This window comes from Rhizobacter sp. Root1221 (genome assembly GCF_001425785.1).
In the GTDB taxonomy this organism is placed as follows: Bacteria; Pseudomonadota; Gammaproteobacteria; order Burkholderiales; family Burkholderiaceae_C; genus Rhizobacter.
Window position 1 is genome coordinate 17,067 of record NZ_LMDI01000015.1, and the last position, 14,532, is coordinate 31,598.

Consider the following 14,532-nt stretch of genomic DNA (forward strand, 5'->3'; position numbering starts at 1 on the left):
GAATAGCTGGCCCTGCACGGCCGTATTGCGAGAACTGTTCAGTTCTTCGATGATGAACACTCATCCGAAGAAGATCGCCTCCTGATGCTTGGCAGGAGTTCCGGGGCCAAGCTGCTCATCGTCTGTCATTGCGAGCGTGAACACGGCGAAGTCATTCGCATCATCTCTGCCCGCAAAGCAACCAAGCGCGAGAGCGCGTTCTATCAAGGAAGGTGGCCAGTCATGAAAACTGAATACGATCTCTCCAAGCTGAAGTCCCGCAAGAACCCATACGCATCAAAGCTGAAGAAGCCAGTCACGATGGGCGTGGTGAGCACCGACGTCACCAGCCCTCAACTGGTACGCGGGCCCATGGGCGCGCTACCTGGTGGACGACACCGCGTGCACGATCCTGAACTTCCACAAGGTGCGCGCCAAACGCGACCCGAGGGCCGCGTGATCAGGCGCTGATCGCGTCGAGCAGTTCGGTCTCGATCTCGATCTGTGCCCGGTTCTGCTGCAGCGCCGGGCCGTCGATCAGGAAGATGTCTTCCACCCGCTCGCCCAGCGTGATGATCTTCGCGAGTTGCAGGTTGATGTGGTGCCGCGCGAGCACCCGGGCGATGGAAAACAGCAGGCCGGAGCGGTCGCTGGTGGACACCCCGAGGATCCAGCGCTGCGCCCGTTCGTCGGGCCGCAGTGTGACCCGCGGCGTGACCGGGAACGACTTCACGCGCCGCGACAGGCGGCCCCGGTTGGGCTGGGGCAGGGGCCCCTCGTCCTTCAGCGCAATGGTGGCCTGCGTCTCGACGAGCGAGATCAGGTCGCGGTAGTGCTGGTCCATCTGCGGGCTGATCACCTGGAAGGTGTCGAGCGCGTAGCCGGCCCGCGTGGTGTGCACCTTGGCCTCGAGGATGTTGAAGCCGGCGCCGTCGAAGTAGCCGCAGATGCGGGCGAAGAGGTCCTGGCGGTCGGGTGAATACACGAGCACCTGAAGCCCTTCACCCACCGACGACAACCGGGCGCGTACCACCGGTTCGGTGCTGTCCACGTGCCGGAACAGCGAGCGGGCGTGCCAGGCGATCTCGCCGGCGTCGTGCCGCGCGAAGTAGCTCAGTTCGAGCGTCTTCCACAGCGGCTGCTCGGTGCCCGGGAGCATCGAATACAGGTTCAGCGTGTGGCGAGCGTCCTGCTTGCGGCTTTCGATGTCGGCATCGAGGTTGGGCTTGGCCCCCCCGAGCGCGCGCAGCGTCAGGCGGTACAGGTCTTCCAGTAGCTTGCCCTTCCACGCATTCCACACCTTCGGGCTGGTGCCGCGGATGTCGGCCACCGTGAGCAGGTACAGCGCGGTCAGGCGCCGCTCGCTGCCGAGCATGCGGGCGAAGTTCTGGATGACGTCGGGGTCGCTCAGGTCTTCCTTCTGCGCGATGCGGGACATCGTCAGGTGGCCCGCCACCAGGAATTCGACCAGCGAGGTGTCTTCCTTGTCGATGCGGTGGTCGCGGCAGAAGCGGCGCACCTCGGTGGCACCGAGTTCGGAGTGGTCGCCGCCGCGGCCCTTGGCCACGTCGTGGAAGAGGGCCGCGATGTACAGCAGCCAGGGCTTGTCGAAGGTGGACGCCAGCTGCGAGCAGAACGGGTATTCGTGGGCGTGTTCGGCGATGAAGAAGCGCCGAACGTTGCGCAGCACCATCAGGATGTGCTGGTCCACCGTGTAGACGTGGAACAGGTCGTGCTGCATCTGGCCCACGATGCGGCGGAACACCCACAGGTAGCGGCCCAGCACGCTCGTCTGGTTCATCAGGCGGAACGCGTGCGTGTGGCCTTCGGGCGACTGCAGGATGCGCATGAACATCGCATGGTTCTGCGGGTCGCGGCGGAAGTCGCCGTTCATCACCTCGCGGGCGTTGTACAGCGCCCGCAGCGTGCGGGCCGACAGGCCGTCGAGCCCCGGCGTCTCCTGGAACACCAGGAAGGTTTCCAGGATGGCGTGCGGCTCGCGTTCGTACAGGTCGTCGCTGGCCACCTCCAGCATGCCGCCGCGGTCGAAGAAGCGGTCGTTGATGGGCTGCATGGGCGTGCCGCCCGAGCCGTTCACCCGTTCCTCGATGTTGAGCATCAGGATCTGGTTGAGCTGCGTGACCGCCTTGGCCGCCCAGTAGTAGCGGCGCATCAGCACCTCGGAGACCCGCTGGCCCTTCGTGGGCTGGTAGCCGAAGCTTTCGGCCACGGCGGTCTGCAGGTCGAACACGAGGCGGTCTTCGCGGCGGCCGGCCACGAGATGCAGGCGCGCGCGGATGAGCCGCAGCAGGCCCTCGTTGCGCTGCAGCTGTTTCACCTCGAACGGGGTGATCAGGCCCTTGGCGGCGAGTTCGTTCCAGGTCTTGCCGAGGCCGGCGGCGCGGGCCACCCACATCAGCACCTGCACGTCGCGCAGGCCGCCGGGGCTTTCCTTGCAGTTGGGTTCCAGCGAGTACGGGGTGTCCTCGTACTTCTGGTGGCGCTGGCGCATCTCGAGCGTCTTGGCACGCAGGAAGGCCTTGGCGTCCATCGCGTCGAGGTTGGCGCGGTGGAACGTGTTGTAGAGGCGCTTGGCGCCGCAGAGGTAGCGCGATTCCAGCAGCGCGGTCTGCACGGTGACGTCGGCGAGGCCCTCGGCCACGCATTCGTCCACGGTGCGCACGCTGGAGCCGATTTCGAGGCCGATGTCCCAGCAGGCGGTGATGAACCCTTCGATGGACGACTTCAGCGCGGCGTTCGCGTCGTCGGCGCCCGATGGCAGCAGCACCAGCACGTCCACGTCGGAGTAGGGGAACAGCTCGCCGCGGCCGTAGCCGCCCACGGCCACCAGCACCGCGCCGGGCGGCATCATGGCGTGTTCCCACAGGTCGGCGAGCGTGCCGTCGACATGGCGGCACAGCGCGCGCAGCAGCTTGGCCGCCGCCGCCGCGGTGGCGCGGGATTCGCCGAAGGTCTTCAGCAGCCCGGCCTTGCCTTCGCGGAAACGCGCTCGCAGTGCGGCAACACCGTTGGGTGGGCGGCTGGCTTCGGCCACGGCCGACATGGGTGCGTCAGCCCGCCACGGCGACGGGGGACGACTGCGCCACCACGAAGTCGGGCAACGGGGGGCTGCCGGCCGACAAGGTGAGCACCTCGTAGCCGGTGTCGGTGACGAGGATCGTGTGTTCCCACTGCGCCGACAGCGACCGGTCCTTCGTGACGATGGTCCAGCCGTCGTAGGGCTTGTTGCCCTTGCGGTCGTCCTTGATGTCCTTGCGGCCGATGTTGATCATGGGCTCGATGGTGAAGATCATGCCCGGCACCAGTTCCTCGAGCGTGCCCGGGCGGCCGTAGTGCAGCACCTGCGGTTCCTCGTGGAATCGCTGGCCCACGCCGTGGCCGCAGAATTCGCGCACGACGGAGTAGCCGGCGTTTTCGGCGAATGTCTGGATGGCGTGGCCGATGTCACCCAGGCGCGCACCCGGCTTGACCTTCACGATGCCCTTCCACATGGCGTCGTAGGTCACGCTGCACAGGCGCGATGCGGCGATGGATGCCTTGCCCACGAGGAACATGCGGCTGTTGTCGCCGTGCCAGCCATCCTTGATGGTGGTGACGTCGATGTTGATGATGTCGCCGTGCTTGAGGGGGATGTCGTTCGGGATGCCGTGGCACACCACCTCGTTGACCGACGTGCACAGGGAGGCCGGGTAGGGCGGGTGGCCCGGGGGCTGGTAGTTCAGCGTGGCCGGGACCGTGCCTTGCACGTTGACCATGTAGTCATGGGCCAGCTGGTCGATCTGGCGCGTGGTGATGCCCGGCACGATGTGCGGGGTCAGCATGTCCAGCACTTCGGAGGCCAGTCGGCACGCCGTGCGCATGCCGGCAATCCCGGCGGCGTCTTTGATCACGATGCTCATGGCGCCAATTATCTCACCGAGCCCTTAAAATCCCGGATTCACCGTTTCGCATCCATCGGTTGCGTCCGGCTTTTCACACTTGACCCCCCGCCAGCGTGACTTCTACCTCCAAGCATCTCCTGCATTTCGAAGGCGGCAACGCCCTGTCGGCCTTCCGCGCCCAGGCGCTGCTGCCCCGGTTGCAGGCTGTCTCCCCCCGCATCACCGGTGTCTCGGCCCGCCACGTGCACTGGGTCTGGAGCGAGTCCCAGCTGCCGTCACCCGCCGTGGCCACGCTCGAGGCGCTGCTGCGCTACGGCGACGCCTACGCCGGCCCGAGCGACGGGGCGCTCATCGTCGTGGCACCGCGCCTGGGCACCGTGTCGCCGTGGGCCTCCAAGGCCACCGACATTGCCCACAACTGCGGCCTCGCCATCAAGCGGGTGGAGCGGGTCACGGAATTCCGGCTGTCGCTGAAATCCGGCTTGCTGGGCGGCACCAAGGCCCTCTCGCCCGAGGAGTTGCAGGCCGCCGCCGCGCTGCTGCACGACCGCATGACGGAAAGCGTGCTGCTCCAGCGGGAAGACGCCATCCACCTGTTCGACGAACAGACCGGCCGCCCCATGGAACACGTGGACGTGCTGTCGCTCGGCCGCTCGGCGCTGGTGTCGGCCAACAAGGACTTCGGCCTGGCCCTGTCCGACGACGAGATCGACTACCTGGTGGACGCCTTCACGGGCCTGAAGCGCAACCCAACCGACGTCGAGCTGATGATGTTCGCGCAGGCCAACAGCGAACACTGCCGCCACAAGATCTTCAACGCCAACTTCACCATCGACGGTGAAGCGCAGGAACACTCGCTGTTCCAGATGATCCGCAACACCCACAAGCTGGCCCCCCAGCACACCGTCATCGCCTACAGCGACAACGCGTCGGTCATGGAAGGTGGCACCATCGAGCGCTGGCTGCCGCAGGGCGAGGCCGAGCAGTACGGCCCGCGCGAGGACACCGTGCATGTGCTGATGAAGGTGGAGACCCACAACCACCCCACGGCCATCTCGCCGTTCCCCGGTGCGTCCACCGGTGCTGGCGGGGAAATCCGTGACGAAGGCGCCACCGGGCGCGGGTCGCGGCCCAAGTCGGGCCTCACCGGCTTCAGCGTGTCGAACCTGAACATCCCGGGCACCGACGAGCCGTGGGAGCAGAACCCCTACGGCAAGCCCGAGCACATCGCGAGCCCGTTGCAGATCATGATCGACGGCCCGCTGGGCGGCGCTGCGTTCAACAACGAGTTCGGCCGCTCGAACCTCGCCGGCTACTTCCGCGTGTACGAGCAGACCGTGGGCGAGGGCGCCGACGCCATCCGCCGCGGTTACCACAAGCCCATCATGATCGCGGGCGGCCTGGGCCAGATCTCCGCCTCGCAGACGCAGAAGGTGCAGTTCCCGGCCGGCACGCTGCTGATCCAGCTGGGCGGCCCCGGCATGCGCATCGGCATGGGTGGCAGTGCCGCCAGCTCCATGGCCGCCGGCGCCAACGCCGCCGAACTCGATTTCGACTCGGTGCAGCGCGGCAACCCGGAAATCCAGCGCCGTGCGCAGGAAGTCATCAACCACTGCTGGGCCCTGGGCGCGTCCAACCCCATCCTGGCCATCCACGACGTGGGCGCGGGCGGCATCTCGAACGCGTTCCCCGAGCTGGTGGACGGCGCGTCGCTGGGCGCCCGTTTCGACCTGCGCAAGGTGCCGCTCGAGGAATCGGGCCTGGCCCCGAAGGAAATCTGGTGCAACGAGAGCCAGGAGCGCTACGTGATGGCCGTCTCGCCCGAGGCGCTGCCCGCGTTCGAGGCCTTCTGCACCCGCGAGCGCTGCCCGTTCGCGGTGGTGGGCGTGGTCACCGCCGAGAAGGACCTGGTGCTGGAAGACGGCCCGGGCGGCGAACAGGCCATCAAGATGCCCATGGACGTGCTGCTGGGCAAACCGCCCAAGATGCACCGCGACGTCAAGCGCGTCGAGCGCCAGTTGAAGCCCGTGGACCTCACCGGCGTGCCGCTCCAGAAGGTGGCCTTCGACGTGTTGCGCCACCCCACGGTGGCCAGCAAGCGGTTCCTGATCAGCATCGGCGACCGCACCGTGGGTGGCCTCAACAGCCGCGACCAGATGGTGGGCCCGTGGCAGGTGCCCGTGGCCGACTGCGCCGTCACGATGGCCGACTACGCCGGCTTCCAGGGCGAAGCCATGAGCATGGGCGAGCGCACGCCGCTCGCGTCGCTCGACGCGCCGGCGTCCGGCCGCATGGCGGTGGCCGAGGCCATCACCAACCTGCTGGCCGCCCCCATCGACCTGCCCCGCGTGAAGCTCAGCTGCAACTGGATGGCCGCCTGCGGTGAACCGGGTGAAGACGCCGCGCTGTACGAGACGGTCAAGGCCGTGGGCATGGAACTGTGCCCGGCGCTGGGCATCAGCGTGCCGGTGGGCAAGGACAGCCTGTCCATGCGCACCCGCTGGACGGACCAGAACGAGGCGCGCCAGGTCACGGCCCCCGTGAGCCTCGTGGTCACCGCGTTCGCCACGCTGGCCGACGTGCGTCCCACGCTCACGCCGCAGCTGCAGGCGGGTGACACCACCCTCGTGCTGATCGACCTGGGCCAGGGCCAGAACCGCCTGGGCGGCTCGATGCTCGCGCAGGTGTTGAACCAGTTCGGTGACCGGGTGCCCGACGTGGACGACCCGGCGCTGCTCAAGTCGCTGGTCTCGGCCATCAATGCGTTGCGCGCGCAGGGCCGCGTGCTCGCCTACCACGACCGCAGCGATGGCGGCCTGTGGGCCGCGGCCTGCGAGATGGCCTTCGCCGGCCACCTGGGGCTGAGCCTGAACGTCGACATGCTCGTGACCGAAGGCGACGGCATCAGCGACAGCCGCGCCGAATATGGCGATTCGAAGAACTGGGCCGGCCAGGTCGGTGCCCGCCGCGAGGAACTGACGCTGCGCGCACTGTTCAGCGAAGAACTGGGCGCCGTGATCCAGGTGCCCACGGCCGTGCGCAACGAGGTCATGCAGACCCTGCGCGAGCATGGCCTGAGCAAACACAGCCACTTCATCGGCAAGACGAACGACCGCGGCCTCGTGGAAGTGTGGCGCGACACGAAACCCGTGTTCTCGGCCCCGCTGGCCGACCTGCACCAGGCGTGGGACGACGTCAGCTGGCGCATTGCCCGCCTGCGCGACAACCCGGCCTGTGCCGACGAGGAACATGCGGCCGCCGGCCGCGCGGACGACCCGGGCCTGCACGTGCACCTCACGTTCGACCCGAAGGAAAACGTCGCCGCCCCCTTCGTCAACACGGCTCGCCCGAAGATCGCCATCCTGCGCGAGCAGGGGGTCAACAGCCACATCGAGATGAGCTATGCGATGTCGAAGGCCGGTTTCGACACCTTCGACGTGCACATGAGCGACCTGCAATCGGGCCGCGCGGTGCTGTCGCAGTTCCAGGGGTTCGTGGCCTGCGGCGGCTTCAGCTACGGCGACACGCTGGGAGCCGGCGAAGGCTGGGCTCGTTCGGTGATGTTCAACCCGGCGCTGGCCGAGCAGTTCGAGGCATTTTTCAAGCGCCAGGACACCCTCGCGCTGGGCGTGTGCAACGGCTGCCAGATGATGGCCGCGCTGTCGCCCATCATCCCGGGTGCCGAACACTGGCCCAAGTTCACCCGCAACCGCAGCGAGCAGTTCGAGGCCCGCCTCTCGCTGGTCGAGGTGCTGGAAAGCCCATCGGTGTTCCTGACCGGCATGGCCGGCAGCCGGTTGCCCATCGCGGTGGCCCATGGCGAGGGGTTCGCCGACTTCTCCCAGCGCGGGGACGCCGTCAAGGTGCAGCGTGCCATGCGCTACGTGGACCACCACGGCGCGCCCACCGAGGCCTACCCGTTCAACCCGAACGGCAGCCCGGACGGCCTCACCGCCGTCACCACCCCGGACGGCCGTTTCACCGCGCTGATGCCGCACCCGGAGCGTGTGTTCCGCAACGTGCAGATGAGCTGGACCAGTGGTGACCGCAGCGATGCGAGCCCGTGGTCGCGCCTGTTCGCCAACGCGCGGCGCTGGGTGGGTTGATCGGGTCGATGTCGAACTGAAATCCTGCAATCGCAGGCATTCTGGTTTCGATTGGCACTGGTTTCATGGAAGTTCCTGCGCTCGCAGGAATTTCTTGTGCATCCGTCCCGGTTCACGAAGGGCAGCCCAGCAGGACCGGCCGAGGGGATGTGCAGGCGACTGGGCAAGGTGGTTTCCCGCCTCCCCGCAGAGCGGCCGTTGTTGGAACAGGGTACAAAAGCGCATGCGGCCGGAGCCGCCTTTCCGGAGACCACCATGCTGTACCGCCCGCTTGCCACCATCTCCCTCACCACGGCCGCCGCGCTGGCCGGCTGCGGCATCGCCCCGCTCGATGCGCAGTGGAAAGACCCGGCGCACCCCGCCGAATCACTGCGGGGCACCACGGTGCTGGTCGTCTGCGAATCGGACGAACAGGTCGTCAAGCAGATGTGCCAGGACCGCGTGGCGGCGGAACTGCGGGCGCTGGGCGCCAATACCGCGCTGGTGCCCTACAGCGTGGACCCCACGGCCACCCGGCTGTCCGACGAGGCCCGTGCGGTCAAGGCGCGCGCCATCTTCAGCACGAAACTCTCGCCCGACGTGCCGCGCTACGGCAGCAGTTCGGGGGTGTCGGTGGGGTTCGGCATGGGTGGCGGGTTCGGTCACCGCGGGTTCGGGGGCGTGGGGGTTTCCGCCCCCATCGGTGGCAGCCGCATCAGCCAGGGCTACGTGGCGAACGCGAGCCTCAGCGACGTGGCCAGCGGGCGCCTGATGTGGACCGGCAAGGCCAGCACACGCAGTTCCGAAGACCTGAACTGGCAGGTGGATTCGCTGACCAAGGCGGTGGTGGGCGGCGCGCAGCAGGCCGGGTTCTTCTGAATCCCGCTCGACCCCCACGGGGGGCGGGTCGGCAGAGCCGCTCAGCCGCTCAGTGCCCGTCGATCAACTGCGACACGCCCTGCGTGCGAGCGAGCCACAGGTAGGCTGCCGCGTCGGCATCGAGTTCCCGGTAGCCCTCGGTGGCCAGCAACTCGCTGGCGATGTCGTCGGCGCGGATGCCGCTCAGGCGCGGGTCCACTTCGACGAGCGTGCGGGCGCACAGCAGCTGCCACACCTGCGACTCGGGCGAGTCGTCGAGCGGCTCCACCAGGAGGTCCTGTTCGATGTCGATCTCGTCGTCGGGAGAGATGGCCATGGCGGGGGGCTCCTCGCGCCGGGTTGCAACACCTTGCAGTTATAGGTCCAAGTGGGATGACGCGCAGCGGGTGGGGCGATGGACGGCGGTAGCCGGACGACGGGCGGCACTTCTGCGGCCACCGAGGACCATCACGCGATTTGCTTCGTTTCCCGACAGGCGTGGCGCTGGAACACTGGCGGTCTGGTCCCTTTTGCAGCCCGATCATGAAACGCCGTACCTTGCTCCAAGCCGCCGCCGGCTCGCTGGCCGCCCCCTCCTTGCTGCGCGCCGCCGAGCCGCTGAAGACGCTGCGCCTCGACTACGCCTACTACTCGCCATCGAGCCTCGTGATCCGCCGTTTCGGCTGGCTCGAGGAAGACTTCGCCAAGGACGGCACCACGGTCAAGTGGGTGCTCAGCGCCGGCAGCAACCGCGCGCTCGAGTACCTCAACAGCAACAGCATCGACATCGGTTCGTCGGCCGGCCTGGCCGCGCTGCTGTCGAAGGCCAACGGCACCCCCATCAAGGCGCCGTACATCTTCTCCCGCCCGGAGTGGACCGCGCTGGTGGTGCGCAAGGACTCGGACATCCGCACGCTCGCCGACCTGAAGGGCCGGAAGGTCGCTGCCACGAAGGGCACCGACCCGTATCTCTTCCTGCTGCGGTCGCTGCACACGGTGGGCCTCAAACGCCAGGACATCGAACACGTGCCGCTGCAACACGCCGATGGCCGCGCCGCGCTCGAGCAGGGCCGGGTGGACGCCTGGGCCGGCCTTGACCCGCACATGGCCGCGAGCGAACTGTCCACCGGGGCGAAGCTGATCTACCGCAACGTGGCGTTCAACACCTATGGCTTCCTCAACGTGCGGGAGGATTTCCTCGCGCAACAGCCCGATGCCGTGCGCCGCGTGATCGCGTCGTACGAACGCGCCCGCAAATGGATCGTCGCGAACCCCGCCGGCGCAGCCCGCATCCTGTCGGAAGAGGCCAAGGTGTCGCTCGAGGTGGCGTTGCTGCAGATCAAGCTGCGCACCGACCTCAGCAACCCGCTGCCCGGTGCCGAACACGTGAAGGCGCTGCAGGCCGCGTCGCCCATCCTGCTCGACGAGGCGCTCGTCAAACCGGGCACCGACCTGAACCGCATCGTCACCGACCTGGTGGACACCCGCTTCGCACGGTCGCAACTCGCGAAGGCCTGAGATGGCCGCCGATCCCCACCTCGTGCTGACCGCCGGCGCCGAAGCACCGGTGCCCGGTCTCGCGCGGCAGGGACCGCCGCGCTGGCTCGGTGCCGTGGTACCGGTGGGGCTGGTGGCGGCCCTGGAACTGGCGGCGCGCCTGGGCTGGGTGCCGCCCAACCTGCTGCCTCCGCCAAGCGAGGTGCTGCAGACCCTGTGGTCGCTCGCGGGCCAGGGCCTGGCAGGCCATGTGGCAGCCAGCAGCCTGCGGGTGCTCGCCGGGTTTGCCGCCGGCGGGGCGGCGGCCCTCGCGGTCGGCGCCGTCGTGGGCCTGAGCCGCCGCATGGAAATGCTGCTCGACCCCACGTTCCAGGCGCTGCGTGCCATCCCGTCGCTCGCGTGGGTGCCGTTGCTGCTGCTGTGGCTCGGCATCGATGAGTCACCGAAGCTCGTGCTGATCGCGATCGGCGCGTTTTTCCCCGTCTACATGGGCGTCGCGTCCGGCTTTCGCGACGTGGACCGCAAGCTCGTGGAGGTGGCGCGCATGGCCGGCCTGTCGCCGCTGGCGCTGGTGCGCCGCGTGCTGCTGCCGGCGGCGCTGCCCGCCGTGCTCACCGGCCTGCGCAACGGCCTGAGCCTGGCCTGGATGTTCATGGTGGCCGCCGAGTTGATCGCCGCCACCCAGGGGCTCGGTTACCTCCTCACCGACGGCCGCGAGACGAGCCGCGCCGACATCGTGCTCGCCGCCATCGTGCTGCTGGCGCTGCTCGGCAAGTTCACCGACACGCTGATGCAGCGCCTGGAACACCGCCTCCTCGCGTGGCGTGACACCTTCGACACCCGATGACCGCACCCGCGTTGCTCGACGTCCACCTCCACCGCAAGTCCTTCGGCCAACGTCTGATCCTGCAGAACGTGCGGCTTGGGGTCGCCGAGGGCGAGGTGGTCACGCTCGTGGGGGCCAGCGGCTGCGGCAAGAGCACGCTGCTGCGCATCGTGGCCGGGCTCGACACCGCCCACGACGGCGCGGTGCACCTCGCGGGCCAGCGCCTGCAGGGGCTGACCCGTGACGTGCGCTTCGTGTTCCAGGAGCCCCGGCTGTTCCCCTGGCTGACCGTGGCGCAGAACATCGCCTTCGACCTGGGGAACACCGGCCACCGCCATCCGCGCGTGGCGCAACTGATCGACGAGGTGGGCCTCACCGGTCTCGGTGACGCACTGCCCAGGCAACTGTCCGGCGGCCAGGCCCAGCGGGTGGCCATCGCCCGTGGCCTGTTCACACAACCTCGTGTGCTGTTGCTCGACGAGCCGTTTTCGGCCGTCGATGCGTTCACCCGCATGAAGCTGCAGGACCTGCTGCTGAAGGTGGCCCGCACCCACGGCATCACGCTGCTGATGGTGACCCACGACATCGACGAGGCCGTGCACCTGAGCGACCGGGTGCTGGTGCTCGAGGCCGGCCCGGGGCGCGTGAGCGCCGAGGTGGCCATCACGCTCGACCGGCCGCGCCATCGCGATGACCCCCGGGCGCCGGCCTTCTCGGCCGAGGTGCGGCGCGCGCTGCAGGCCGCGCACGCGTTCTGAAGGCTCCCAGGATCAGCCCGCGAAACCGCCCTCGGCTAGGAAGTGCTGCTCGGCGCGGGTCGAGTAGCGCCCCAGCACGTCGTTGCGGTGCGGGAAGCGGCCGAACCGCTCGATGATGTCCAGGTGCAGCCGCGCGAACTTGAGCGTGTCCGCGTCAAGGCGTTCGTTCAGCGCGACCGAACGGTGCTGGTCGACCAGCAGTTCCGAGTGCATGAAGGGCAGGTAGACGAACGGGCGAAGCGCCGGTTCCACCGCCTGGTCGAAGCCGTTCGCGATGGCGGTGTTGGCGATGGCGCGCGCCTGCGCGTCGGTGGCGAACATGCGGGCCGTGCCGCGGAACGCGTTGCGGGGGAACTGGTCCAGCAGGATCAGCAGCGCGAGCGCCCCTGGCGCGGTGGCGGCCCAGTCGTCGAGCGAACCCGCCGCCGCGGCCTCATGGGCGGGCAGGAAGCGGGCGCGGAATTCATCGTCGAAGGCGGTGTCCTTGCGGAACCAGCGTTCCGGACCGGCGTTCTGCCAGAAGGCGATCACGTCGTCGGCGGTGCAGGGCGAGGAGGTCATGGGCGGCTCGGGCGCAGTGGCGACACCCGAGCGTATGTGATTTCTGCCGATGCAAACCCGTTTTGCTTCGTTTTCAACAGATCGGCGCCTGCGTACTGTCTCGACTTCGACAACACAAGGGGACACGATCATGAACACGACGCGCCGCCAGGCCCTTCTTTCCGCCGCCGCGATCTCGTTCGGCTTGCCGCACCTCGCACAGGCCCAACCGAAGGGCCAGCTGCGCATCGGCTACCAGAAGTACGGCACGCTCACCTTGCTGAAGGCCCGCGGCGACCTGGAAAAGCGCCTCGCGCCCCAAGGCATCGAGGTCAAGTGGACCGAGTTCCCGGCCGGCCCTGCGCTGCTCGAGGGCCTGAACGTGGGCTCCATCGACTTCGGCACCGTGGGCGAAGCCCCCCCGATCTTCGCGCAGGCGGCTGGCGCCGACCTGGTGTACGTGGCCAACCAGCCGCCGGCCCCGAAGGCCGAGGCCATCCTCGTGCCGAAGACCTCCACGCTGAAGACCGTGGCCGACCTCAAGGGCAGGAAGGTCGCCCTCAACAAGGGCTCGAACGTGCACTTCCTGCTGGTCAAGGCGCTGGAGAAGGCCGGCGTGGCCTACAAGGAAGTGCAGGTCGTGTACCTCGCACCGGCCGACGCCCGTGCCGCGTTCGAGAAGGGGGCGGTCGATGCCTGGGTGATCTGGGATCCGTTCTTTGCCGCGGCCGAGAAGCAGTTGGGCGCCCGCATCCTCGCCGATGGCACGGGTCTGGTCGCGAACCACCAGTTCTACCTGGCCTCGCGCGGCTATGCCGACAAGCAGCCGCAAGTGATCCAGGCCATCGTCGAGGAACTCGGCAAGCTCGACGCGTGGGCGGAGGGCAACGCGAAGGAAGTGGCGAAGTTCCTCGGGCCGCAGATCGGCCTCGACGAATCGATCTCCGAAGTGGCGGCCGCGCGTTTTGCCTACGGCATCAAGCCCATCACGAATGCGGTGGCCGCCGAGCAGCAGAAGATCGCCGACGCGTTCCATGAGCTGAAACTGATCCCGAAGGCGATCCGCATCGCCGACGCCTTGCCGGGTGTGAAACGGGCATGATCCGCCGCCACCTCGTCCTCACGGCACTGCTGGCCTTCGGCTTGCCGGCAAGCATCAGCGTGGCCGCGGCGCCCGAGTTGCCAACCTTGCGCATCGGCTTCCAGAAGGCCGCGGCCAACCTCGTCATCGTCAAGCAGCAGCGCTTGCTGGAGACCCGGCTGCCGAACACGAGGGTGCAGTGGCTCGAATTTCCGGCGGGCCCGCAGCTGCTCGAAGCGCTGTCGGTGGGCGCGCTCGACTTCGGCCTCACGGGTGACTCCCCGCCCGTGTTCGCGCAGAGCGCGGGCAAGGACCTGCTGTACGTGGGTGCCGAGCCGGCGAAGCCCCTCAGCTCCGCCGTGCTGGTGCCTGCCGACTCGCCGCTGAAGACGCTGGCCGACCTCAAGGGCAAGCGCGTGGCGTTCCAGAAGGGATCGAGCGCGCACTACCTGATCCTGCGCGCGCTCGACCGCGCCAAGCTCAAGTGGGCCGACATCACCCCCATCTACCTGCCGCCGGCCGATGCCCGCGCCGCGTTCGAGAAGGGCGCAGTCGACGCCTGGGCCATCTGGGACCCGTTCTACGCGGCCACCGAGCTGTCGATCAAGCCGCGGGTGCTCGCCAATGGCGTGGGCTTGTCGGGCAACAACTCGTTCTACCTGGCTTCGCGGCCCTTTGCCGAGCAGCACCCGCGGGTGCTGAAGGTGCTGTTCGACGCGCTGACCGAAGCCGACACCTACGTGCAGTCCAACCGCAAGGACGCGGCGCAGCTGCTCGCCGAGTTCAGCGGCCTGAACCTCGCCACGGTGCACCTGTTCGTGTCGCGCCGCCCACCGTCGCCCGTGGGCCCGCTCGGCCCGAAGATCGTGGCCGACCAGCAGCTCGTGGCCGACACCTTCTTTCGCCTCGGCCTGATCCCCAGGCCGGTGAAGGTCGCCGACCTCGTGTGGGCACCCGGCCGCGCCGTGCCCGCGGTGGCCGCCCGCTGACTTCCTCTCTCTCTCCT

The 14,532-nt window shown here is 68.3% G+C and carries 12 protein-coding genes; 8 read left to right on the forward strand and 4 right to left on the reverse strand.

From position 1 onward, the window contains the following. Nucleotides 1-24 precede the first annotated feature (24 nt). Nucleotides 25-450: a BrnT family toxin gene (locus tag ASC87_RS33210; protein ID WP_255358927.1), complete on the forward strand. Its 426-nt coding sequence runs from the start codon at nucleotides 25-27 to the stop codon at nucleotides 448-450. Here ASC87_RS33210 and ASC87_RS13040 read toward each other — a convergent pair. Both ASC87_RS13040 and map read right to left on the reverse strand, forming a co-directional pair. Further along, complete coding sequence (locus tag ASC87_RS13040; protein WP_056662161.1) at nucleotides 440-3,043, reverse strand: [protein-PII] uridylyltransferase; 2,604 nt, start codon at nucleotides 3,041-3,043, stop codon at nucleotides 440-442. The two genes, ASC87_RS33210 and ASC87_RS13040, sit on opposite strands and share 11 nt — an antisense overlap. 7 nt (nucleotides 3,044-3,050) lie before the next feature. After that, nucleotides 3,051-3,899: a type I methionyl aminopeptidase gene (gene map / locus ASC87_RS13045; RefSeq protein ID WP_056662164.1), complete on the reverse strand. Its 849-nt coding sequence runs from the start codon at nucleotides 3,897-3,899 to the stop codon at nucleotides 3,051-3,053. A 95-nt stretch (nucleotides 3,900-3,994) separates the two neighbouring features. On the opposite strand from map, the gene purL reads away from it, so the two are divergent. Beyond that, nucleotides 3,995-7,987 (forward strand): phosphoribosylformylglycinamidine synthase, encoded by a 3,993-nt coding sequence (gene purL, locus ASC87_RS13050; RefSeq protein WP_056662167.1) that lies wholly within the window; start codon nucleotides 3,995-3,997, stop codon nucleotides 7,985-7,987. Nucleotides 7,988-8,242: 255 nt separating this feature from the next. Further along, on the forward strand, nucleotides 8,243-8,845 hold the full coding sequence (locus ASC87_RS13055) for a hypothetical protein (RefSeq protein WP_056662170.1): 603 nt from the start codon (nucleotides 8,243-8,245) through the stop codon (nucleotides 8,843-8,845). A 49-nt stretch (nucleotides 8,846-8,894) separates the two neighbouring features. On the opposite strand, the gene ASC87_RS13060 is transcribed toward ASC87_RS13055, so the two are convergent. Further along, complete coding sequence (locus tag ASC87_RS13060) at nucleotides 8,895-9,161, reverse strand: hypothetical protein (protein WP_056662173.1); 267 nt, start codon at nucleotides 9,159-9,161, stop codon at nucleotides 8,895-8,897. Between the two features lie 206 nt (nucleotides 9,162-9,367). Between ASC87_RS13060 and ASC87_RS13065 the strand changes: the two genes are divergently transcribed. The 3 genes from ASC87_RS13065 to ASC87_RS13075 are packed head-to-tail and all read left to right on the forward strand — an operon-like array spanning nucleotide 9,368 to nucleotide 11,905. Next, nucleotides 9,368-10,342, forward strand: coding sequence for an aliphatic sulfonate ABC transporter substrate-binding protein (locus ASC87_RS13065; RefSeq protein ID WP_056662176.1), 975 nt, complete (start codon nucleotides 9,368-9,370; stop codon nucleotides 10,340-10,342). Between the two features lies 1 nt (nucleotide 10,343). Then, a complete protein-coding gene (locus ASC87_RS13070) occupies nucleotides 10,344-11,168 on the forward strand; it encodes an ABC transporter permease (RefSeq protein ID WP_082568607.1) in 825 nt (274 codons plus the stop codon). Beyond that, nucleotides 11,165-11,905 (forward strand): ABC transporter ATP-binding protein, encoded by a 741-nt coding sequence (locus ASC87_RS13075; RefSeq protein ID WP_056662179.1) that lies wholly within the window; start codon nucleotides 11,165-11,167, stop codon nucleotides 11,903-11,905. The genes ASC87_RS13070 and ASC87_RS13075 overlap by 4 nt, the downstream gene beginning before the upstream one ends. A 12-nt stretch (nucleotides 11,906-11,917) precedes the next feature. Here the strand turns inward: ASC87_RS13075 and ASC87_RS13080 are convergent, their stop codons facing one another. Then, nucleotides 11,918-12,466 (reverse strand): DUF924 family protein, encoded by a 549-nt coding sequence (locus ASC87_RS13080; RefSeq protein WP_056662182.1) that lies wholly within the window; start codon nucleotides 12,464-12,466, stop codon nucleotides 11,918-11,920. A gap of 130 nt (nucleotides 12,467-12,596) precedes the next feature. Between ASC87_RS13080 and ASC87_RS13085 the strand changes: the two genes are divergently transcribed. Together ASC87_RS13085 and ASC87_RS13090 are read left to right on the forward strand one after the other, a co-directional pair. Then, entirely contained in the window at nucleotides 12,597-13,547 is a 951-nt protein-coding gene (locus tag ASC87_RS13085) for a sulfonate ABC transporter substrate-binding protein (RefSeq protein WP_056662185.1), read from the forward strand. Next, nucleotides 13,544-14,515: a sulfonate ABC transporter substrate-binding protein gene (locus tag ASC87_RS13090; RefSeq protein WP_056662188.1), complete on the forward strand. Its 972-nt coding sequence runs from the start codon at nucleotides 13,544-13,546 to the stop codon at nucleotides 14,513-14,515. Before ASC87_RS13085 ends, ASC87_RS13090 begins: the two co-directional genes overlap by 4 nt. The last annotated feature ends 17 nt before the right edge of the window (nucleotides 14,516-14,532 follow it).